The organism is Pseudomonas sp. S3(2024) (assembly GCF_036861315.1).
Classification (GTDB): domain Bacteria; phylum Pseudomonadota; class Gammaproteobacteria; order Pseudomonadales; family Pseudomonadaceae; genus Aquipseudomonas; species Aquipseudomonas putida_A.
The window spans coordinates 84040-105015 of the sequence record NZ_JAZAQQ010000006.1 but is presented as its reverse complement, the minus strand read 5'-3'; the positions used below and the strand labels follow the sequence as shown (position 1 = coordinate 105015).

The following is a 20976-nucleotide window of genomic DNA, read 5'->3' as shown; positions in this document are numbered from 1 at the left end:
CTGTACAAGCACGATATTCCCAACTTCACCCCCATACCTGTGCACTCAGGGAGAACGGCAATGGCCCGACTTGTGCTCTTACTGGCTCTGGCACTCGGCGTTGCAAGCTGCGGCAGCGTGGATGTCAGCCACTATGCCGATCAGCAACCGGCGCTGAATCTGCAACGCTTTTTCAGCAAACCCGTGAAAGCCTGGGGGATGTTTCAGAAGCGCTCCGGGGAAGTGGTCAAGCGCTTTGAGGTCAACATCGTCAGCCAACGTGAAGGCGACAACCTGATTCTCGATGAGCGCTTCCTGTACAGCGACGGCACGCGCCAACGCCGCGTCTGGACCCTGACGCCCGAGGGCCAGGGGCGCTGGAGCGGGCGTGCGGGTGATGTGGTGGGCGTCGCCAAAGGTCAGGTCGCCGGTAATGCGCTGCACTGGCGTTATCGCCTGAATCTGCCAGTTGATGGCTCGACCTATGAAATGAGCATGGACGACTGGATGTACCAGATGGACGAGGACACGCTGATCAACCGCACCAGCATGTCCAAGCTCGGGGTTGAAGTCGGCCAGGTGACCTTGTTCTTCCGTCGCCAGAGCGCGGGAGAAAATCAATGAACAGTGCTGAATTGATAGGCAAGGAGTGAAGCATGAATCTGCAAACCCTGACCGAACGTGCGGCCAACAGCGAGATACGTGAGCTGGAGCTGCTCTCGCTCGAAGGTGGTTTTTATCTGGCCCGCATCCGTCTGGATCACGGCCAGTTCACTTTGCTCGACGATGCAGCCAAACCGATGCATCTGCGCTCGATCACCCATCTGCGTGACCTGCTGCAGACTGTGCCGGCGTTCCCCTGCGTGCTGGTGCAGCAATGCGTGCACGACGAAATGTGCGGGCGTGATAGCGGGCCCGTCGAAGAGCTGCGGATTCCGTTTTCGTTGGCCACATCGCTATGAAACGGATGCTGTGAATGAACCAGAACCGTCGGTTGTGCCTGGTGCTGGGCGATCAGTTGTCCTTCGATCTGGCTTCATTGCAGACGCTCGATAGCGAGCGCGACACTGTGCTGCTGGTCGAGGTCATGGAAGAAGCCAGCCATGTGCCGCACCACCCGCAAAAGATTGCCCTGATCTTCAGTGCCATGCGCCATTTCGCCCAGGCCCTGCGAGACCAGGGCGTTCGTGTCGAATACGTGACCCTGGATGATCCGCACAATAGCGGCTCGGTGCCGGGGGAATTACGCCGCTGGCAACAGCGGTTGCAGGTCGAAGAAGTGCACGTCACCGAATGCGGGGACTGGCGCCTGGAGCAATCGATCAGGGACTGTGGCCTGCCCATCCATTGGCACGCCGATACGCGTTTTCTGTGCAGTCGCGCCGAGTTCGCCGCCTGGGCCGCCGGCAAAAAGCAGTTGCGCATGGAGTTCTTCTATCGCGAGATGCGCCGCAAGAGTCGCTTGCTGCTCAATGGCGACGGCACGCCGGTGGGCGGCGCGTGGAATTTCGATGCGGAGAATCGCAAGGCCCTGCCCAAAGGCGTGAAAGCCCCCTACCCGATCCGCTTCAGCAACGACGTCATCACTGGCGAAGTGCTCGCGCTGGTGAAGGCGCGCTTCAGTCAGCATTACGGTGCACTCGACGACTTCAACTACCCGGTCACCCACGCCGACGCGCAGGCGCTGTGGGAGTATTTTCTGGATTCTGGCCTGGCAGGATTCGGCGACTATCAGGACGCCATGGCCAGTGACGAACCGTTCCTGTTTCATGCGCGCATCAGTGCCGCGCTCAATATCGGCCTGCTGGATTTGCGGCAGTTGTGCAGTGACGTCGAGTCCGCCTATTGGGCCGGCAGGATTGCCCTGAATGCCGCTGAAGGCTTCATTCGGCAACTGATCGGCTGGCGGGAATATGTGCGCGGCGTGTACTGGCTGAAAATGCCGGACTACGCACTCGGTAATGCATTCGGCAACAACCGCCCGCTGCCTGAGTTCTACTGGACCGGCGCTACGCAGATGAACTGCATGCGCCAGGCCATCGGCCAGAGTCTGCAGCACGCCTACGCGCACCACATTCAGCGGCTGATGGTCACCGGCAATTTTGCCCTGCTCGCCGGGATCGCGCCGAGTCAGATCTGTGAGTGGTATCTGGCGATCTATATGGACGCTTTCGACTGGGTCGAGCTGCCGAACACGCTGGGCATGGTCATGCATGCCGATGGCGGTTACCTCGGTTCCAAACCCTATTGCGCCAGTGGCCAATACATCAATCGCATGTCCGACTACTGCCGAAGCTGCGCCTACAAGGTCAGCGAAAGTACCGCGGACAATGCCTGCCCGTTCAATGCGTTGTACTGGCATTTTCTGATGCGCCACGGTGAACAACTGCGCGGCAATCAACGCATGGCGATGATGTACAAGAACCTCGACCGCATGCCGCCAGCCAGACAGGAGGCGCTGTGGCAACGCGGGCAGAACCTGTTGGCGCGCCTGGATAACGGCGAATCGATCTGAAATGAGCGCTCGCTTGCGCGGATGGTGAAACTTAAGCACAGCGCGCCCGGTCAACGGATGATCGGCGCTCAAGTCCCCTGCGAGCGCGACGTTCACTGCTCGCGTTGTGCCTACGCGCTCTATGAAGCCAGCCCCTGAACATTCAATAAAGCAGGTCACATGGATACCCTTGAACACCTTAGTCGCGAAGCGCTTGAGTCAGAGGTAAGGCGATTGCGCGCGGCGCTTCAGAGCACCCTGGTCGACACGCAGGACGTTGACCTCGATCGCGACATGGCGGCGCAACTGCAAGCCAGTCGGGATGCGCTCGCCCGCAGCGAGGCACGCTTCATCACCATTCTGGAAACCATCGAGTCGGCGTTCGCCATCGTCAAGGTCAAATTCGACGCCGAGGATAAACCCGTCGATTACTACTTCGTCGAAGCCAACCCGGCGTTCGAACACCAGTGCGGGGTCAACCTGCGCGGCAAATGGGTGACCGAGTTCGCGCCGAATCTGGAAAGCTTCTGGTTCGAAACCTACGGCCATGTGGCCAAAACCGGAGAGCCGGCGAACTTCGAAAATTACGCCAACACCTTCGAACGCTGGTTCGACGTGCGCGCGGTGCGTGTCGGCGATCCGGCCGACCGGCAGATCGCGATCCTGTTCAACGACGTCACCCAGCGGCGCGACGCCGAGGAGCGTTTGCGTGCCAGTGAAGCGCTGGCGCGGGAGAACGTCGAGCGTGTGCAACTGGCGCTCGCCGCCGGTGCGATCATCGGCACCTGGCACTGGGACCTGCTCACCGACCGTTTTGCCGTGGACGAAGCGTTCGCCCGGGTGTTTGACCTCGACCCGGCGCTGGGCCGCGAAGGGCTGAGCCTCGAACAAGTCATGGTGACCGTGCATCCCGAAGACCAGGATGGACTGACCACCGCGATCAACGAAGCCATCGGCCGTGGTGGCGCCTACTCCCACCAGTACCGTGTGCGCCGCACAGACGGCAAATATCAGTGGATCGAAGCCAACGGCCGTGTTGAGTGTGCCGATGATGGAACGCCGCTGCGCTTTCCCGGCGTGCTGATCGATGTCGAGGAACGGCGCAATGTCGAAGCGGAGCGCGACCGCGCCATCGCCGCGTTGCGCGCGCTCAACGATACGCTGGAGCAGCGCGTGTCATCGCGCACTTCAGAGCTGATGCAAGCCGAAGAGAAACTGCGTCAGTCGCAGAAAATGGAAGCCGTCGGCCAACTGACCGGGGGCCTGGCGCATGACTTCAACAATTTGCTGGCCGGCATTTCCGGCGCGCTGGAGTTGATGGGCGCACGCATCAGCCAGGGCCGGCTGAATGAGGTCGACAAGTACATGGTGACCGCCCAGGGCGCGGTGAAGCGAGCCGCCGCCCTGACCCACCGTCTGCTGGCGTTTTCCAGACGCCAGACCCTCGATCCGCGGCCGACCGATGTCAACACGCTGATGACCGGGATGACCGAGCTGATCCAGCGTACGGTCGGCCCCAGCATCGTTCTGGAAACCCGCGCCGCGCCGGGGCTCTGGCCAACGCTGGTGGATGCGAGCCAATTGGAGAATGCCCTGCTCAACCTGTGCATCAACGCGCGCGATGCGATGCCGGACGGCGGGCGCATCACCATCGAAACGGCCAACCGCACGCTGGACTGCGAGACCGCGCGCACTCTGGACATGCCCGAGGGCGAATACCTGTGCCTGTGCGTGACCGATACCGGCACCGGCATGACCGCCGATGTCATCGCCAAGGCCTTCGACCCGTTCTTCACCACCAAACCGCTGGGCCAGGGCACCGGGTTGGGGCTGTCGATGATCTACGGTTTCGCCAAGCAGTCCGGCGGCCAGGTGCGCGTGCATTCGCAGGTCGGCCAGGGCACCGAGATGTGCATTTATCTGCCGCGCTACCATGGCGAGCCTGTGCCGAATCAGGATCACAAGGACAACACGCCGGCAGCCTTGCCCAAGTCTGGCGAGACAATTCTGGTGGTGGACGACGAGCCTACGGTGCGTGCGCTGCTGACTGACGTGCTCGGCGATCTCGGCTACACCTTGATAGAGGCCGCTGACAGTGTGGTCGGGCTGAAGATGTTGCGCTCGGACATACACATCGACTTGCTGATCACCGACGTCGGCTTGCCGGGTGGCATGAACGGTCGGCAACTGGCCGATGCCGGCCGGGAAATCCGCCAGAATCTGAAGACCCTGTTCATTACCGGGTACGCAGAAAACGCGGTGATTGGTGCCGGTCAATTGGGCCCGGACATGCAGGTGCTGACCAAGCCGTTTGCCGTCGACACGCTGGTGGCGCGGGTCAGCGACCTGATGGCGATGAAATCCGAATGAGCGACCGTTGCGGCGCTGAAATCCCAGAGAGAGTGGCTGCGGCCAAGGAGTGATAAATGGTGACGTTTCTGATTTTTCTGATCGCGTGCGGCGCTGCGGCGACTACCGGGGTGATTTTCAAGCCCGGGCCATGGTACGAAGGGCTCAATAAACCCGGATTTACTCCACCCAATTGGGCGTTTCCGGTGGCCTGGACAATAATCTATCTGTTGCTGGCCTGGGCCGGTTATCGCTTGAGCCTGATTCCTGGCAGTCAGACGGTACTGGCGCTGTGGGCGGCGCAGATTGCCTTGAACACGTTGTGGACGCCGGTGTTCTTCGGCGCGCATCAGGTGGCCGCCGCCATGGTGATTCTGCTGCTGTTGTGGCTGGTGGTCGCGGTGATGGTGTTTATGGCATTGCGCCTGGATTTGATCACCGGGTTGATCCTGTTTCCTTATCTGGCCTGGTTGTGTGTGGCGGCGGCGTTGAATTTCTCGATTCTGCGCAATAACCGCGGTTGATGACGGCAGCTGTCATAACTCGCATTTTTTCTGACAAAAAGGCTCTTTTTCAGGCATTCAAAATATCTTTCCAGACCCTTGAAAGCGCAGGTCCCCGCTCAGGACGGGGATTTCGCAATGAACAACAGTTCATTACTGAATTAGTGATTTAACTAGGTAGTTACCTATCTATATAATGCACGCCTCATTTCAACGGGACATTCAACGTGAAGCAGAGTCAACGCCTCTCGGGCATATCAAAATTCATTCTGGTCGGGCTGGGGGTGATCATCGCCCTGCTCGGCCTGGCACTTGCGGCTGGCGGAGTGAAGCTGGTCAGCCTGGGAGGGTCGTGGTACTTCCTCGTGGGCGGTCTGGTGATGGCCGTTTCCGGTCTGCTGATCGCTCGCTTCAAGACGGCCGGCGCCTGGCTGTTTGCAGCGTTTCTGGTCGGGACAGCGATCTGGGCGGTGAGCGATGCCGGGCTGGTGTTCTGGCCGGTGTTCTCGCGTCTGTTCATGTTCAGCGCCGTGGGTCTGGCGGTGACGCTGGTCTATCCGCTGCTCAAGCGTGCCAACGGTGGTGTTCCAGGTCGCGGTGCATACGGCCTCGCGGCAGTGTTGGCAATCGCCCTGGCGGTGGCTGCCGGCAACATGTTCGTTGCGCACCCGACCGTCGCGGCAACCGGCACTGGCCCGGGCCTGACCCCGGTTGAGCCAGACAAGGCGCAAAAAGACTGGGCGCACTACGGCAATACCGAAGGCGGCAGCCGCTTTGCTGCGCTGGACCAGATCAACCGCAACAACGTCGACAAGCTCAAAGTAGCGTGGACCTACCACACCGGTGACGTCGCCGAGAGCGATGGCAACGGTGCCGAAGACCAGCTCACTCCGCTGCAGATCGGCAACAAAGTGTTCATCTGCACCCCGCACAACAACCTGATCGCGCTGGATGCCGACACCGGCAAAGAGCTGTGGAAGAACGCGATCAACGCCAAATCCAAAGTCTGGCAGCGTTGCCGTGGCATGGCTTATTTCGATGCGACCAAGAGCATCGCTCAGCCAAGCAATTCGAGCATCATCGAAGCCAAGCCTGCGCCGGCCGCCAACTGCCAGCGCCGTCTGCTGACCAACACCATCGACGCCCGCCTGATCGCGGTCGATGCCGATACCGGCGAGTTCTGCCAGGGTTTCGGCAACAACGGTCAGGTTGACCTGAAGGCCGGTCTCGGTGACGTGCCGGACAGCTACTACCAGCTCTCCTCCGCTCCGCTGATGGCCGGCACCACTGTGGTGGTCGGTGGTCGTGTAGCCGACAACGTACAGACCGACATGCCGGGCGGCGTGATCCGTGGTTTCGACGTGATCACCGGCGCCATGCGCTGGGCCTTCGACCCGGGCAACCCGCAGGACAAAAAGGCCCCGGCCGACGGCAGCACGTACGTGCGCAGCACGCCGAACAGCTGGGCGCCGATGTCCTACGATCCGGCGACCAACACCGTGTTCCTGCCGATGGGCAGCTCGTCCACCGACATCTATGGTGTCGAGCGCAGCAAACTCGATCACACCTACGGCGCCTCAATCCTCGCGCTGGACGCCACCACCGGTGATGAACGTTGGGTTTTCCAGACCGTGCACAACGATCTGTGGGACTTCGACCTGCCGATGCAGCCGAGCCTGATCGACTTCACCAAGGACGGCAAAAGCGTTCCGGCGCTGGTCATCGGCACCAAGGCCGGACAGATCTACGTGCTCGATCGTGCCACCGGCAAACCGTTGACCGAGGTTAAAGAAGTCCCGGTCAAAGCCGCGAACATCCCGAACGAACCGTACTCGCCAACCCAGCCGAAATCGGTGGGCATGCCACAGATCGGTGCCCAGCATCTGACTGAGTCGGACATGTGGGGCGCCACCCCGTACGACCAGTTGCTGTGCCGGATCGATTTCAAATCGATGCGTTACGACGGCCTGTACACCGCGCCGGGTACCGATAAATCGCTGAGCTTCCCGGGTTCGCTGGGCGGCATGAACTGGGGCAGCATCTCCACTGACCCGGTGCACGGCTTCATCTTCGTCAACGACATGCGCCTGGGTCTGTGGATTCAGATGATCCCGTCGCAGAACAAGGCGCAGGCCTCGTCCGGTGGTGAAGCGCTGAACACCGGCATGGGCGCGGTACCGCTCAAAGGCACGCCGTATGCGGTGAACAAAAACCGCTTCCTGTCGGTGGCCGGCATTCCGTGCCAGGCACCGCCGTTCGGCACCCTGACCGCGATCGACATGAAGACCCAGAAAGTCGCCTGGCAGGTTCCGGTCGGTACCGTTGAAGATACAGGTCCGCTGGGCATCCGCATGCACCTGCCGATCAAGATCGGTCTGCCGACCCTGGGCGGCACCCTGTCGACCCAAGGTGGCCTGATCTTCATCGCTGGTACTCAGGACTTCTACCTGCGCGCCTTCAACAGCGGCAACGGCGAGGAAATCTGGAAAGCGCGTCTGCCGGTCGGCAGCCAGGGCGGCCCGATGACCTACGTTTCGCCGAAGACCGGCAAGCAGTTCATCGTCATCACCGCCGGTGGTGCGCGTCAGTCGACCGATCGCGGCGACTACGTGATGGCTTACGCCTTGCCGTAATCCGCAGCGCCCGTGCTGAACACGGGCGCTTTCTTTTTGCGCGCGGCACCTGAGGGTGCCGCGCCGCTTTCCGATATCGCTACAGCTTTGAGCAGGAAGATCTCCATGTTTGGTTTTACTCGTAACGGCTGGGTCAACGGCGTGCTGTTGGGCCTGACCTGCGCCACCCTGCCCGCCTTCGCCGATACCGATTCAAACCTGTTGACCCGCAACACCCTGACCGGTGACTGGGGTGGCCTGCGCCACCAGATGGACCAGGACGGGATCAAGTTCACCGGCGATTACACCGGCGAAATGGCTTACAACGCCGACGGCGGCCTGCACCGCTCCGGTCGTTATTCGCAGAACATCAAGCTCGGCGCGCAGTTCGACCTGAGCAAGTTGTATGGCGTGGAGAACGCCGGCAAGGTTCAGCTGACCATCAACGACCGCCGCGGCAATAGCGCGTCCGAAGATCTGGTTGGCAACCGTCTGCCGATCCAGGAAAACTACGGCGGCCTCTACACCCGCCTGACCGAACTGAGCTATGAGCGCAGTCTGTTCACCCCGGCGCTCAACGTGAAGCTGGGTTACATGGCCATGGGCAACGACCTCGGCGGCCTCGACAGCGGCATTCTGTGCAACTTCATGAACGCCGGTTTCTGCGGCCATCCGCTGAACATGTCCGGCGGCAGCGGCTGGACCAACTACCCGAACGCACACCTGGGCGTGCGGGTGAAATACGACTTGTCGCCGTCCTGGCAACTGCGCGTGGCCGCGTTCAACGTCGATCCGGAAAGCAACGGCAACTCCAGCCGCGCCTGGCATCTGGGCCCGAAACACACCACCGGCACCGTGGTGCCGATCGAACTGGTGTACAAGCACGCGGGCCAATTGCCTGGCGAATACAAGCTCGGTTACTACTACGACAGCTCCGACGTGAAACGCATCGGCAGCGACAAGGAAGTCTCCGGCCGTGGCGGTCACTACCTGCTGATCGATCAGGCCGTATGGAGTTCGCCAACGTCCGAGGGCCGCAGCCTGCATGCGTTCGGCCAATACTCGGCAGCCAGCGAAGCGGCTTCGCCGTTCAGCAAGTGGTACGGCACCGGTCTGGTGCTGTACAAACCGTTCGAAGGTCGCCCACGCGACACCGTCGCCCTGGGCTACGGCCGCGCCGTGCCTAACCCGCGCAGCCGCGACTTGCAACAGGACGCTGCCATGGCCAACGGCACGCAGTTCCCGAACCTGGACAGTGGCGAGCAGTTGATCGAACTCGGCTACGGCTATCAGGCCACGCCGTGGCTGACACTGCGTCCGAACCTGCAATACATCATCGAGCCGGGGGCGTTTTCCGGGCAGGACATCGACAATGCATTGGTGTTTGGCTTGCAGGTGAAAGCCTCGCTCTGACTTCTGACAGAACTGCAGGCAATAAAAAACCCGGCGTAATGACCGGGCTTTTTATTGCCTGAAAATTGTCGTAACCAAGAAGCTCACTCGACACCGAACCTTTACCCCCGAACCAGCGTCGGAGCTAGGGCGTTAACGCTTACCGCTCGCCACGAGGTTTCCGTTTGAAAGCAGCCATCGTCAAAAAATACCGTTTGATCATCAAGACCATGGGCTACGTGGGCTGGTCGCTGTTCTGGCTCTTGCTCTGGGACATCGCCGTCACCGTCGATTTCATGTTGTTCCTCAACGCCAAGATCAACTTGCCGCTGATGCCGCTGACGCTGCTCGGTTCAGCGCTGGTGGTGCTGATCAGTTTCCGCAACAGCAGCGCCTACAACCGTTGGTGGGAGGCGCGCACGCTGTGGGGCATGATGATCAACAGCTCGCGCAGCTTCGCCCGGCAGGTGCTGACGCTGCTGGATGATCCCGACAACGAAGTGAACCCGGTGAAGGCGACGCTGTTGCGCCGCCATGTGGCGTACGTCAATTGCCTCGCGGCGCATCTGCAGGGTCAGCCTTGCCCGGAGGAAGTCCGCGCGTTCATCCCGGCGGATGAGTTCGCCCGCAGCGGCACCACCAACAACTTTGCCAACGACATCCTCACCGGTTCCGCGGCGTTGCTGGCCAGGGAATACAAGGCCGGGCGCCTGGACAGCATTCGGCTGGCACGGCTGGAATCGACGATGGTCGATCTGTCCAACAGCCAGGGCGGGATGGAACGGATCGCCAATACTCCGCTGCCCTACCCCTACGTGTATTTCCCGCGCCTGTTTATCTCGCTGTTCTGCCTGATTGTGCCGGTGGGGCTGGTGGAATCGCTGGGTTGGTTCACCCCGCTGGCCTCGACGGTGGTGGGCTTCATGCTGCTGGCCATCGAACGCATCGGTACTGACCTGCAAAGCCCGTTTCGCCATAGCGAGCACCAAATCCAGATGGAAGCCCTGTGCGAAACCATCGAGAAAAACCTGCAGTCGATGCAGCGTGATTCACTGGGGGATGTGCACAGGGTTGAAGAAACGGCTTGAGGAGCGATCTGAGGGACGCCAGGGCGTAATGCCCTGGCGAGTCGCAGGTATTACTTCTTCTTTTTCGCCGGCTTGTCAGCCTTCTTAGCATCCTTGGCCTTTTCCGGCTTGCTGTCGGCTTTTTTCGCAGACTTTTTCGGTTCGGCGTCTTTCTTCTTGTCTTTCTTGTCGGAGGACTTGGAAAGCGCCGAAGCTGCCGCTGATTTCTTTTCCGGCGAAGACTTTTTGACTTTCAAGTCCTTGCTGGCTTTCGAAGCATCGTCTTTTTTGCTCTTCTTCTCGTCTTTAGCCACGTTGACCACCTCTCGGAATGTGCCGGTATTGGCACCGGGCCTGTGCGAATGAACACAAGCTGATCGTTAGGCGTGGGCGTTCGGGCGGGGTTCAGATTATTTAGAGTTGGAGAGCGTTTAACCAAGAGGCCAGCAATTTTTGAAGTGGATTTCAATCAGGCCGGCAAATAGCCCATGGAGGCGCAGGGGTAAACTTTGACTCGATCCACTGTTTGAAAGCTATTACCACAGCGCTGGGAAACTTGGCTGACGGCCTGACCAGGTAAACCCCACCAGCGGTGTCGAGTTGCCAGTCCGGAAGAACGTGAAGCAATTTTCCTGCAGCAATGTCATGGCGCATCAGCCATTCGCCTGCGCCGAGTATCCCTGAATCAGCGCAAGCGGCGGCAAGTAACGATTCGCTGTCGTTGGCCGTGAGGTTTCCTTTTGGCGCGACTGTTTGCAACTCGCTGCCGCGAAAAAGCCTCCATTGCGGAAAAGACGCAAGGCCACTAAAGCGAAGGCAATTGTGCTTGATCAGGTCGTGTGGATGGTCGGGCATGCCATGCTTTTCTATGTAAGCGGGCGAAGCGCCGAGGATCCGGCGGTGGTCACTTAACCGTTTGGCGATCAGTCGGTTGTCTTCCAGTTCTCCGATTCGGATCGCAGCGTCGAATCCTTCGTCGATGATGTCCACCAGGCGTTCGCTATAGTCTGCGAGGATCGAAACGTGCGGATGTTCCTTGAGAAACTCCGGCAACATCGGACCAAGCCAGCGCCGTCCCATGGCTGCCGGCAGTGCAAGCCGCAACGTTCCTCGAACTTCGCTGGCACCTTGCGTCGCCTGCTGTTGCGCTTCATTCATCAGGTTGATGGCCGAGCGCAGATGCTGCTCAAGCTTGGCACCTACTGGCGTAATTCGAACCTGACGGGTTGAACGCTCGACGAGACGCACACCGAGGCGCTTTTCCATGGCGGCCAGTCGTTTCGATACGACGGTTGGGTGTCGCTGCAGGAGCCGACCTGCAGCGACAAACGAGCCTTGGGAGGCAACGGCCAGAAACGCAGCGATTTCGTCACTGTGCTGACTATTCAGAACATCAAGATTCATGGTTTTAGAATGATCGCCCCCGATGACTGCCCCGACTCCAATGCCGTATGCGCCTGCGATGCATCTTTCAGAGCGTAGCTGGCCCAAATCCTGGGCTTGATAATACCTGCGCCTATGGCGGCCAGCACATCCTGCGCCCGTTCCTGGTACTCACAGGCACTGGCGGTGTGTGCTGCCAGTGAAGGACGTGTGAGGAACAGCGAGCCTTTAGCATTGAGCGTCGACAGTTCTACAGCCGAGGGCGCACCTGACGAGGCCCCGAACGAAACCATCAGCCCGCGTGGCCGGAGACTATCCAAAGACGCCTGGAAAGACGCACGGCCAATAGGGTCGTAGACCACGTCAACCTTTCTGCCCTGGGTAAGACGGCTGACCTCAGACGCCAGGTTGTCGGCATTGAATACCAACACCTCATCACAACCGGATCTCAGCGCTTTTTCGACGCTGGCCAGTTTTGAAACCACACCAATCACTGTCGCCCCCAAGTGCTTGGCCCATGGCACCATGATTTCCCCCAATCCTCCAGCCACGCCATAGATGAGAACTGTGGTGCCCTGTGCCACTGGATAGGTGGTTTTTAACAGGTACTGCGCAGTGATGCCTTTGAACATGACAGCTGCGGCATCATCGAACGACAAGGCGTCGGGTATCTTCACCAGTCGCTCGGCTGGATAAAGTCGGGCCGAAGCATATGAGCCAATGGGCCCAGTAGCATAAGCGACCCTATCACCAACGTGCACATTGCTGACGCCCTCACCCACGGTGACGACTCGCCCGGCCCCCTCCAATCCGAGTCCGGATGGCAGCGCAACAGGCACCGCACCCTTGCGTTGAGTCACATCGAGGAAGTTGACCCCGATGGCGTCCTGTTCAATCCAGACCTCACCTGGCCCGGGCAATTGTTCGCTCAACGTTTCCAGACTCAACACATCAGGCGCGCCGAACTGATTAAAGCGGATAGCGGATACCATGGTCGTTTCCTCTAAGGTCAGAAGTCTTCCAAACAGATGCCGCTAGTGTGAGAACTGACTTGCCGACGAACAAGACGGGCTGACTGCACGACATTAATGCATGATTTGCAGCAATAACATCATGGAATGGAGCGCTGCATCAGTTGCGGCGCTGTAAATTCCAACGGTTCAAAACTGTCAATAGCACAGTTGTGCGACTGTTCCGCAGATAGCGCAGTGATAGGCTTTTCTGGCGTGACATCACGCGAATGCCCGATCTGTTCAGAAGGCAGGTCGGGGCCAATGTTTAAGCCCGCTGTCAGCTAACTGAAAGGATTCGAACATGAAAAAGTCCATGACTACTCTGCCCATCGCCGCGACACTCGCTCTCGCCGCAACGGTCACAAACGCAGCCGTGCATCCAACGACCATCAGTGCTCCACAGACGGTCAAGCAGGCGACCGCCTCGATTGACACGCCTTTCTCAACACAACAGAAAGCTGGAGAAATCCAGACGGCCAGCCTGGCCAGAAGCTGCTCTGATGAGCGCTATTCCTGGTGGGAATTCAGTGGCTGGGAAATAATCGCCTGCCTCGGAAGCGGTCAGTGGTAATTATTCAAACGAGTCTGGTGCGTGACTTATGTGCTGAGCACGCACCAGCGCCTGTTGTAGCCAAGCGACAGTCCTTACTCTCGGCGATTGAGCCAATGCCGCAACCGCGACTCCGCCCTGCCCCACAAACCCTCTGCTCTGATGCCCCCGCATGCACGCCCCGGCTTGGGGTAATCCTCAAAACATAAAGGTAGGTATGACCGGAATGAACGACAGCCGGAAATTCCAGCGGCTGCTGATCAGGTCATCCGGATGAATCGCCGAGTACTGAATTTCCCCGGAGATCCTCACCGGCAACTTGCCGAAATTGAAAATTCGCCCAGCGCCGATCCCGATGGGAAACGTGACTTTGTTGCCGCCCTCGGCCTTCCAGTTGACCGTGACGTTGGGGGTCATGCCGATGCGCCACTGTTCCGGCCCTGGAATCGCCCGCTGAATGAAATACTGCACATTGGTCAGGCTGACATCCTTGCGCTTGCTATCACCGCCAACCGACCACCAGTGCTGCGGGAACACGCCAAGGGTCCAGTCCGGGCCGAGGTACGCGGCGACGAACGCCGGGCCCAGCGAGTATTTGCCCGTACCGAGCACGTCTTCTTCAGCAGTCGGAAACATCGCGGTCGGGCCGAACCCCCAGACCATCTTGCCACCCCCGTCAAAGCGGATCGGCTCCTTGGGCGAAAACACACCGACGTAGGCCAGGTCGCCGAAACCGCTGGTACGGTCGAACGGATCCTGCACGACCGAGGTGAAGTCACCGCGATCGTGCAGAATCTCGTTGGGGCCCATGCCTATCAGGTTACCGGCCCTGCGGTTGACCGGAGCGCTGACGTAGCTGATCGGCAGGCGGTTGATCAGGTTCCAGTCTTCGCCAAGAGAGATCGGAAAAGTCGGCATGAAACTGTATTTGCCGAGCATCCGTGTGCCGTTGCTGTGCGGACCTTTGAGCGCGGTGTAATCGTACTGGTTGAACAGCAGAACAAGGTTGCCCACCGGGTTGTCCATCAGTCTGGATATCTGTTCGGTGGACGGTTCGCAGCCGGCCTTGACCACTTCTTTCAGGTCAATGTCGAAGTCCTGTTGTAGCTGGTGGCATTTTTCCGGATCGACCTTGGCCCCTGCAACTGACGGGGAACCCAGTTTCGGCAGAGGGCTGGCGGCACAGGCCAAGCCACTGAGCACCGCCCCGCAGAGTGTCAGACTTGATCGAATCCTTATCGATGGCATCGATTTGCCCTCCATTTCACCAGGCGTACTGAAGGCGCAGGGTCCAATTGTTCACGTCTGGGGAGCTTCTATTGTTTGATCAGATCACTTGGCTTCCAGCTCTGATCAAAGAACGCCTGCTTCGGCCCATACAACCGCACGATCACCAGGAAGCCTTTCTCCGGTACGGTCTTGATCCAGTTCTTGCCCTCGCCCGGCGATGTCGGCCCGAAGTAGATGTCGGTGGAGCCGTCGCTGTTCTGCGCCGGTTTATCCATTTGATTGAGGGACGGGAACGGCTGGCCGTTGTCCAGGCCCGATGCCGTGAGGTTGTCGTAGGCGGTGACCGACCAGAACAACGCCGCCGGGACATTGGCCGGGAGGTTGAGCTTGTAGGTCTGGGCGCCGTCGAGGAACTTGCCCTCAGCGTCTCGGGTGGTGGCGGGATACTTGGCACCGGCGCCGACCATGTTCATGACCATGCCCGGGCTGTCGGAATAGGCCGAGGTGAAGAACGCCACGCGCTGCTCAAGATTGGTGAAGCTGCCGCTGGACTGAAACTCGGTGTTCTCCCCGGCGAAGGTGTTCACGTACTGGCGATCCTTGTAGTACAGACCACCCGGCTCTTTGTACAGCAAGTGGCTGGTCACCACCTTGCTCATCTTGAACGCGGTGCGCGCGGCGTCATCCAGCAGTTTGCGCCGCTCGGCATCCGGGGCAAAGGGCTTGCCCTTCTCGATGCCCAAGATGTGCAGGAAGCCGCGCATGTCCATGTCCGCCGGATCGACGGCTTCGGCGTCGATGAAACGCGAGAGCATGTCGAAGTAACGACCGTCCTCGGGGAACAGCATGTTGATCGGGGCACCGGTGGCGTCGGGGAATTGCATCGGCAGGGCCGAATCCTTCTTGCCCAGCGGATAGATCTTCGTGCGCTCGACTTCGGCTACCGGCACGCTGAGGTCTTTCGGGTCCTTGAAAAAGGTCCGCCAGAACAGGAACACGTTGTTGGTGCGCGAGCGATAGACGAATCCCTCGGTCGGCTCCGGCCCTTTGTAATCAGGCGGGAGCAGCACATAGGTGCCGCCCTTGCCCTTGTCGGGACCCGCCAGGCCAACGTCACCGCGCCAGGTTCTGCCGTCGATGGTCGGCCCGACAATCGGGCGCTGGAAGAAGTCATCGAACATGCCCTGCACGCCGGGCGGTGCTTCGACCACCAGCGGGCCGTACTTCGCCAGATCCAGATAGCTCATGGCGTAGACCAGGTCGGAGTTTGGCGTGGTCACCAGTGTCTTGGCGTTGATGCGCTTTTTCCAGGTCGGCAGGATGTTGTAGCCCGCGCCGAACTGCTTCTCCGACGCTTCCTTCATCGACCAGATATTGATCGCCGGCAGAGCCCACAGATACGACTGCACGGCGCGCTGGAACACCAGCTCATCGATCAGGCTGCGTGCCGTCGCTTCCGTCGGGAAGCCCTTTTCAAAAGGCTGATTGGCCAGTTCTTCATAGCGCGTCGCGGCATCGGCCACGCCGCTTAGAGAGAGACTTACGGCCAGGGCCGTCAATGAGGTGCGCAAACGGTTCATGGGCTGTCCTTATGAACGCAGTTGGGAATTTGGTTCAGTTGACCTTGACCACCGCCGGTGGCGTCCACTGGCCATTCATCGCGGCCGCTTCCGGCCAGTAGGCGCGAACATAGAGCGAGAAGTCCGCGCCCTTCGGCGCCGGGAGCCAGTTGCTTTCCTTGTTCGCCCCTGGTGAGTCACTCTGCACGTAGAGCGTCAGCGAGCCATCGGCGTTGGTCTTGAGCGACTTGTTCTTGGTGCCGAGGGAATAACGCCCCAACGAGTTTTCGGCGAAGAAATGCTGCTGGTTGTACAGCGTCAGCGACCAGAAACCCTTGACCGGCGGCAGCGCGCCTTTGGGGAAGGTCACGCTGTAGCGCTGCGCGCCGTTGAGTCGGGTGCCCGACTCGTCGAGATCCTGGTAGAAGTACTTGGTCTCGATCTGTTTGTTGACGAAGATGTTCGACCGGGCAACTGCCGTACGCAGGAAGTAGTCAGTGCCGAACGCTGCGCCGTTGTCGATGGTGCTCCAGTGATTGGGCAGTTGCTTCCCGTAGTTGCGGAACTGCAACAACGGCTTGACCACGTCTGCATCAGACTTTTGCGCCTCGTCGATCATGGCTTTTTTCAGCTCGGGATCGCGCTGGGCGATTTGTGCCAGCACCGCCAATTGCGCATAGCGCGCCTCTTCTCCCGGCAGCGGTTTGGCGTCCTTGAGAATCGCCGGCAGCTCATCGAAGAACTTTTCCGGGAGCACCCAACGCGTTTCCTCGTCACCCGAGGCCTCGGCGGGGAATTTCGGCGACTGGCTCCAGTCACGCTGCTTGAGTTTGCCGTCGTATTTGGACAGCGGGTACATGTCGATGCCCGACAGATAGTGCTGAATAGCCTTGCGATCTTCGGCCGTATCGTCCTGGAAGACCCGCGGAATCACGAAACCGGTGTTGGTCTTTGCACGAAACACCTGGGCGATGCCCTCAGGCACCTTGCCGTTCCAGTCCGGCCCCACCAACAGATAGAAGCCCGGTTTGGTGGCGTACATCTTTCCTAGCTCGGCGAAGCTGTCGGAGCGCAGGTCCACCACCTGATAAACCCAAAACCGGTCGCCAAAGTCCGGGACCTGCAAAACCACCGGTTCGATATCCAGCGCAATGCTGCCCGCACCGTAGACCACATCCTGGTTCGGACAAGCCACCAGGCGTTCCCCCGGTGAAATGTAGTCGGTGAGCATCGACAGATGGTTGATCGGCGCCACGGGCACGATGCCCCCCATCAAGCCGGCCTGCGGCAGATCCTTGAATTTCAGGCGACGGTTGTAAATATTGGCCATCGGCCAACCCCAGAAATACGCCTCCTGCGCCATCATCCGTACGTAGGTTTCGGTCACCTTCACATCGGCTTCGGGGCCGGATATTTGTACTACTGGCGAGGTCTGTGCCTGCACGGCAACCGCGCCGAGCAATACCGCGGTAGCGAACAGACCGCTGGCGAATAAAGGTGTTTTATTCATACGGAAGGCATCCTTGCTTGGGACGGTTTCTCGGTGAATCAATCTTCCAGCGACAGATTGAACATTAGAAAAACCTAGCAGAGGAAATGAGATCGGCCAGAAAAGGTATGAAAAATTAAGATCCTATTTCCATTTCTGATAACTGCTCCTCAGCTCTTGGCCGACATTCCAGGCTGAGGGCAAGAACTCTGATAAGGATCGCGACGGAAGAAAGGCATCACAGTGCTCGTGCAGCTGTAATGGCCCAGAGCAAGCGTTTTTTGACCAGCGCTGGAGGACGCATGATTTGATTCGATCAATAGAGATGAAGTGTGTTGCCCCCTTATCCAAGGGGCAACGTACAAGCGTTGGTGAGTATTTTAAGCCACCATCTCGCTTCTTTACCCGAGTACGCTGGCAAACGCCTGGGGCGTCGGGCTCTCTTCCCATTGTGCAACGCCTTGCGGCAGAACCAGCCAGGGTTGCTTGCGTCGCGTCCAGATATGCGCCACCGGCGTGAAGCGCTCCGTACCTTCCAACACGCCGGCCCGCACCACACGCATGCCGGGCGCGGCGGTTGTCTCGTTGAACAGGCGGGTATGGCACTCGCCGCAGACATGTTGCGTGGAGGTCTGCCCTTGGTATTCGCGTACAAAGGTCGCCGTTTCGCCCTTCACCTGCACTGCCGAAGCCGCGCATAGCATGTGCAGGCCGAATGCGCTGCCGCTCCAACGCTGGCAGTTCAGACAATGACAGGCATACAGCGGTGGCAGTTGCTGCGCCTCGATTTCGATGCTGACCTGTCCACATAGACACTGACCGGTGAATCTCATGCGTTGACTCCTTACAATGACGCCCGGATAAGTTCGGCGCGCATGATCCCTTTTCACACGTCCGAGCAGAAGAGCAAAAAAGGAGCAGCTGTTGGTCAAGAATGTATGAGCGGTCTTGAATGGGAGAGCCAGCAGGTGTTCCTTGCGGTGCTGCGTTCCGGCAGCCTGAGCGGTGCTTCGAAGTTGTTGGGGATTGCGCAGGCCACCGCACGCCGACGCCTTGATCATCTTGAGCAGACACTCGGCTTGAGCCTGTTCACCCGCACGCCCTCAGGCCTGACGCCTACGAGTGGGGCGCAGCGCCTCATCGATCATGTCGAGGCCATGGACCTCGCCGCGCAAGCCTTCAACCGGGCGGCCAGCGCTGAAACGTCGGTGGACCACGGCACGGTGCGGCTGACCTGTGGCGAGTTGCTGGGAGTGGAGGTATTGCCCGCTTTACTGCGGAACTTCCATTACGACCATCCTGGACTGAAGCTCGAACTGAGCATCGGCGACGCACTGGAAGACATCGCCAGGCTGCAATCGGATATAGCCGTACGCCTGATGCGTCCGATGGAGGCCGATATCGCGGTGCGGCGGGTCGGCAGCTTGCGGATCGGCGTCCATGCCAGTGCCGAGTGCCTGGAGCGTTATGGTGACCCCGGCAGCCTGACGTCGCTGCGCCAGCGGCCGCTGATCGGGCCAGACCGTCGCTCAGCTGACTTGCGTCGCTTGGTCGACGCCGGGCTGTGTGAAGCCGATCAGCATTTCGCGATTGCCACGGATCACCACCTTGCGCAACTGGCTGCATTGAAAGCGGGATTGGGCTTCGGTCTTTGCCCGATACCTATCGCCAGAAGTCATGGGCTGATTCACGTATTGCCAGACAGCTTCGGCTTCGAGGTCGAAGTGTGGATCGCGATGCACAGTGACTTGCGCAAAATCAAACGGATCGCCAAGGCGTTCGAAGTGGTGGGTGAGGAACTGCATCATTATCTGCGCTCGAACGCCCACTGAGGGAAGTGATCCATGCCAGCACCAGTCCCTGCCCGCCCTACCGGGATAATCGCGATTTATTGGTCTCGCTCTGAATCAACCGGCGCGAACGCTTTGGCAGCGGCCACGGTATCCAGGGATTCGCGCAGCAGCTGAATCTTGCCGTCTTTGGCCACCAGGCGGCCGGCGTACATTTGCCGGTAGATGCGCCCAGTGGCAGGCACCAAGGCCTCTACGCTGTATTCGGCAAACGCCTGGTCGGGTGTGTCGATCAGAAAATGAACGTTGCGAAATTTGAAGTCCGGCACTTTACCGAGCAATGAGCCGATGAAACTCTCAATGGCGGCGGGGCCTTGCACACGGTGGGGAATGCCCAGCGACTCCAGGTAGGGCAACTCCAGCACGCCATCCTCCGCGAAAAGTGCTGCCGCCAGGTGCGGCGTCTGGATGGCATCCAGGTAGTTTTGAAGTAATTCCACGGCATTTTTCATGACGACTTTCTCCGAAACGCATAAGGGATAGGCACGCTGCAGGTGCTGACCTGATCACGTTAGGAGATCCCTTTGATTTCAAAAATAGACGTTAATGAAAATCATCGTTTCATAATTGAAAGCCAACGTCTCATGACGGCCATCGCCATTCAGGCTGGCTTAGATGCTCGGCAAAGAAGTCCGACAGCGCTTTGATTTTTACCGGCCGGGTACGTGCCGAGGGGGTGACGAAATACAAACCGCCACGGGCCATGCTCCATTCCGGTAGCACCACGACCAAGCGTCCGTCTTTCAAGTATTCACTGGCGATAAATTCCGGCAGTTCGGCGATAGCCAAGCCCTCAAGCAACACCGGCAATAGCGCGTCCGAGTTGGTCACTCTTAACGGGCCGCTGGGCACCACGTCTTCTTCGCTGCCGTCTTTATGGGTGAACCGCCACACTTGGCTGCGGGCCCGGTAGGCATAACTCAGGCACGTGCGGGACGCGAGTTCGCGGGGGTGGCCAGGATGGCCATAAGCGTCCAGATAAGCCGGCGAGGCGACCAGGTATTGAGTGACGGCACACAGGCGCCGTGCAACCAGCGAGGAATCCGGTAATACGGCGATGCGTAACGCCGCATCAAAGCCCTCGGCGATCAGGTCAACCGAGGCATCCGAAAGGTGCAGGTCAATCGACAGCTCGGGATACTGGCGGATCAACTGCGGCATCAGCGGTGCCACCCAACGCAGTCCAAACGACATCGGGATCGCCAGACGAACCTGGCCGCGGGGCTGAACCGATAAATCCTGAGCCTCGCTTTCCACCTCTTCAGCCTGCCGATAAATCTCACCCGCCTTGGCCGCCATGCTCGCGCCGAACTCGGTGAGTGCCAGTTGCCGTGAGGTGCGGTTGAACAAGCGCCCGCCCAGACGCTCCTCCAACCGTGCGACCGCTCGCGATACCGTCGGCACCGACACGCTCATGACCCGTGCCGCGCCGGCGAACGAGCCCTCTTCGGCTACCTTGGCAAACATCGCCAACCCTTCAAAATCCGGAAGTCTGCTCATTTCATT

General features: G+C 59.6%; 19 protein-coding genes. 10 read left to right on the top strand and 9 right to left on the bottom strand.

What is annotated here, in order from left to right:
• Positions 1-60: 60 nt before the first annotated feature.
• The 8 genes from VLA07_RS16975 (at position 61) to VLA07_RS16940 (ending at position 10417) form a co-directional block, all read left to right on the top strand.
• A complete protein-coding gene (locus tag VLA07_RS16975) occupies positions 61-603 on the top strand; it encodes a DUF3833 domain-containing protein (protein ID WP_333989804.1) in 543 nt (180 codons plus the stop codon).
• A gap of 32 nt (positions 604-635) precedes the next feature.
• Complete coding sequence (locus VLA07_RS16970) at positions 636-941, top strand: DUF6482 family protein (RefSeq protein ID WP_027611785.1); 306 nt, start codon at positions 636-638, stop codon at positions 939-941.
• Positions 942-955: 14 nt separating this feature from the next.
• The gene (locus VLA07_RS16965) at positions 956-2494 is read left to right on the top strand and encodes a cryptochrome/photolyase family protein (RefSeq protein WP_333989801.1); all 1539 of its coding nucleotides are present in this window, start codon (positions 956-958) and stop codon (positions 2492-2494) included.
• A 159-nt stretch (positions 2495-2653) separates the two neighbouring features.
• On the top strand, positions 2654-4843 hold the full coding sequence (locus VLA07_RS16960) for a PAS domain-containing hybrid sensor histidine kinase/response regulator (RefSeq protein WP_027611783.1): 2190 nt from the start codon (positions 2654-2656) through the stop codon (positions 4841-4843).
• A 59-nt stretch (positions 4844-4902) separates the two neighbouring features.
• On the top strand, positions 4903-5346 hold the full coding sequence (gene tspO, locus VLA07_RS16955; RefSeq protein WP_027611782.1) for a tryptophan-rich sensory protein TspO: 444 nt from the start codon (positions 4903-4905) through the stop codon (positions 5344-5346).
• A 206-nt stretch (positions 5347-5552) separates the two neighbouring features.
• Positions 5553-7958: a glucose/quinate/shikimate family membrane-bound PQQ-dependent dehydrogenase gene (locus VLA07_RS16950; RefSeq protein ID WP_333989800.1), complete on the top strand. Its 2406-nt coding sequence runs from the start codon at positions 5553-5555 to the stop codon at positions 7956-7958.
• Between the two features lie 105 nt (positions 7959-8063).
• On the top strand, positions 8064-9350 hold the full coding sequence (locus VLA07_RS16945; protein ID WP_333989798.1) for a carbohydrate porin: 1287 nt from the start codon (positions 8064-8066) through the stop codon (positions 9348-9350).
• Positions 9351-9514: 164 nt separating this feature from the next.
• Positions 9515-10417, top strand: a complete 903-nt coding sequence (locus VLA07_RS16940; RefSeq protein ID WP_135295812.1) for a bestrophin family protein — start codon at positions 9515-9517, stop codon at positions 10415-10417.
• Positions 10418-10467: 50 nt separating this feature from the next.
• Here VLA07_RS16940 and VLA07_RS16935 read toward each other — a convergent pair whose 3' ends face one another.
• The 3 genes from VLA07_RS16935 to VLA07_RS16925 form a co-directional block, all read right to left on the bottom strand.
• Positions 10468-10710: a hypothetical protein gene (locus VLA07_RS16935; RefSeq protein WP_442969550.1), complete on the bottom strand. Its 243-nt coding sequence runs from the start codon at positions 10708-10710 to the stop codon at positions 10468-10470.
• Positions 10711-10861: 151 nt separating this feature from the next.
• Positions 10862-11800 carry a LysR family transcriptional regulator gene (locus VLA07_RS16930; RefSeq protein WP_027611778.1) on the bottom strand — a complete coding sequence of 313 codons (939 nt, stop codon included), beginning with the start codon at positions 11798-11800 and terminating at the stop codon, positions 10862-10864.
• Complete coding sequence (locus tag VLA07_RS16925; protein ID WP_027611777.1) at positions 11797-12771, bottom strand: quinone oxidoreductase family protein; 975 nt, start codon at positions 12769-12771, stop codon at positions 11797-11799. The genes VLA07_RS16930 and VLA07_RS16925 overlap by 4 nt, the downstream gene beginning before the upstream one ends.
• A gap of 322 nt (positions 12772-13093) precedes the next feature.
• Between VLA07_RS16925 and VLA07_RS16920 the strand changes: the two genes are divergently transcribed.
• A complete protein-coding gene (locus tag VLA07_RS16920) occupies positions 13094-13363 on the top strand; it encodes a hypothetical protein (RefSeq protein ID WP_333989793.1) in 270 nt (89 codons plus the stop codon).
• Positions 13364-13540: 177 nt separating this feature from the next.
• Here VLA07_RS16920 and VLA07_RS16915 read toward each other — a convergent pair whose 3' ends face one another.
• From VLA07_RS16915 to VLA07_RS16900, 4 genes are all read right to left on the bottom strand, one after another.
• Positions 13541-14590: a hypothetical protein gene (locus VLA07_RS16915; protein ID WP_333989791.1), complete on the bottom strand. Its 1050-nt coding sequence runs from the start codon at positions 14588-14590 to the stop codon at positions 13541-13543.
• Between the two features lie 68 nt (positions 14591-14658).
• Positions 14659-16152: a DUF1254 domain-containing protein gene (locus VLA07_RS16910; protein ID WP_333989790.1), complete on the bottom strand. Its 1494-nt coding sequence runs from the start codon at positions 16150-16152 to the stop codon at positions 14659-14661.
• Positions 16153-16186: 34 nt separating this feature from the next.
• Positions 16187-17641, bottom strand: coding sequence for a DUF1254 domain-containing protein (locus VLA07_RS16905; protein ID WP_333989788.1), 1455 nt, complete (start codon positions 17639-17641; stop codon positions 16187-16189).
• Between the two features lie 380 nt (positions 17642-18021).
• Positions 18022-18453, bottom strand: a complete 432-nt coding sequence (locus tag VLA07_RS16900) for a GFA family protein (protein ID WP_333989786.1) — start codon at positions 18451-18453, stop codon at positions 18022-18024.
• 42 nt (positions 18454-18495) lie between these two features.
• Between VLA07_RS16900 and VLA07_RS16895 the strand changes: the two genes are divergently transcribed.
• A complete protein-coding gene (locus VLA07_RS16895) occupies positions 18496-19452 on the top strand; it encodes a LysR family transcriptional regulator (RefSeq protein WP_247267482.1) in 957 nt (318 codons plus the stop codon).
• A 56-nt stretch (positions 19453-19508) separates the two neighbouring features.
• Here VLA07_RS16895 and VLA07_RS16890 read toward each other — a convergent pair whose 3' ends face one another.
• Positions 19509-19922: a nuclear transport factor 2 family protein gene (locus VLA07_RS16890; RefSeq protein WP_333989784.1), complete on the bottom strand. Its 414-nt coding sequence runs from the start codon at positions 19920-19922 to the stop codon at positions 19509-19511.
• A gap of 130 nt (positions 19923-20052) precedes the next feature.
• On the bottom strand, positions 20053-20970 hold the full coding sequence (locus VLA07_RS16885) for a LysR family transcriptional regulator (RefSeq protein ID WP_333989783.1): 918 nt from the start codon (positions 20968-20970) through the stop codon (positions 20053-20055).
• Between the last annotated feature and the right edge of the window lie 6 nt (positions 20971-20976).

Bases quoted from the DNA above. Each gene is read 5' to 3' on its own strand.
- VLA07_RS16970 (WP_027611785.1), top strand. From the start codon at position 636: ATGAATCTGCAAACCCTGACCGAACGTGCGGCCAACAGCGAGATACGT.
- VLA07_RS16965 (WP_333989801.1), top strand. From the start codon at position 956: ATGAACCAGAACCGTCGGTTGTGCCTGGTGCTGGGCGATCAGTTGTCC.
- VLA07_RS16960 (WP_027611783.1), top strand. From the start codon at position 2,654: ATGGATACCCTTGAACACCTTAGTCGCGAAGCGCTTGAGTCAGAGGTA.
- VLA07_RS16885 (WP_333989783.1), bottom strand. From the start codon at position 20,970: ATGAGCAGACTTCCGGATTTTGAAGGGTTGGCGATGTTTGCCAAGGTA.
- VLA07_RS16925 (WP_027611777.1), bottom strand. From the start codon at position 12,771: ATGGTATCCGCTATCCGCTTTAATCAGTTCGGCGCGCCTGATGTGTTG.
- VLA07_RS16910 (WP_333989790.1), bottom strand. From the start codon at position 16,152: ATGAACCGTTTGCGCACCTCATTGACGGCCCTGGCCGTAAGTCTCTCT.
- VLA07_RS16920 (WP_333989793.1), top strand. From the start codon at position 13,094: ATGAAAAAGTCCATGACTACTCTGCCCATCGCCGCGACACTCGCTCTC.
- VLA07_RS16895 (WP_247267482.1), top strand. From the start codon at position 18,496: ATGATCCCTTTTCACACGTCCGAGCAGAAGAGCAAAAAAGGAGCAGCT.
- VLA07_RS16915 (WP_333989791.1), bottom strand. From the start codon at position 14,590: ATGCCATCGATAAGGATTCGATCAAGTCTGACACTCTGCGGGGCGGTG.
- VLA07_RS16975 (WP_333989804.1), top strand. From the start codon at position 61: ATGGCCCGACTTGTGCTCTTACTGGCTCTGGCACTCGGCGTTGCAAGC.
- VLA07_RS16905 (WP_333989788.1), bottom strand. From the start codon at position 17,641: ATGAATAAAACACCTTTATTCGCCAGCGGTCTGTTCGCTACCGCGGTA.
- VLA07_RS16930 (WP_027611778.1), bottom strand. From the start codon at position 11,800: ATGAATCTTGATGTTCTGAATAGTCAGCACAGTGACGAAATCGCTGCG.
- VLA07_RS16945 (WP_333989798.1), top strand. From the start codon at position 8,064: ATGTTTGGTTTTACTCGTAACGGCTGGGTCAACGGCGTGCTGTTGGGC.
- VLA07_RS16890 (WP_333989784.1), bottom strand. From the start codon at position 19,922: ATGAAAAATGCCGTGGAATTACTTCAAAACTACCTGGATGCCATCCAG.
- VLA07_RS16900 (WP_333989786.1), bottom strand. From the start codon at position 18,453: ATGAGATTCACCGGTCAGTGTCTATGTGGACAGGTCAGCATCGAAATC.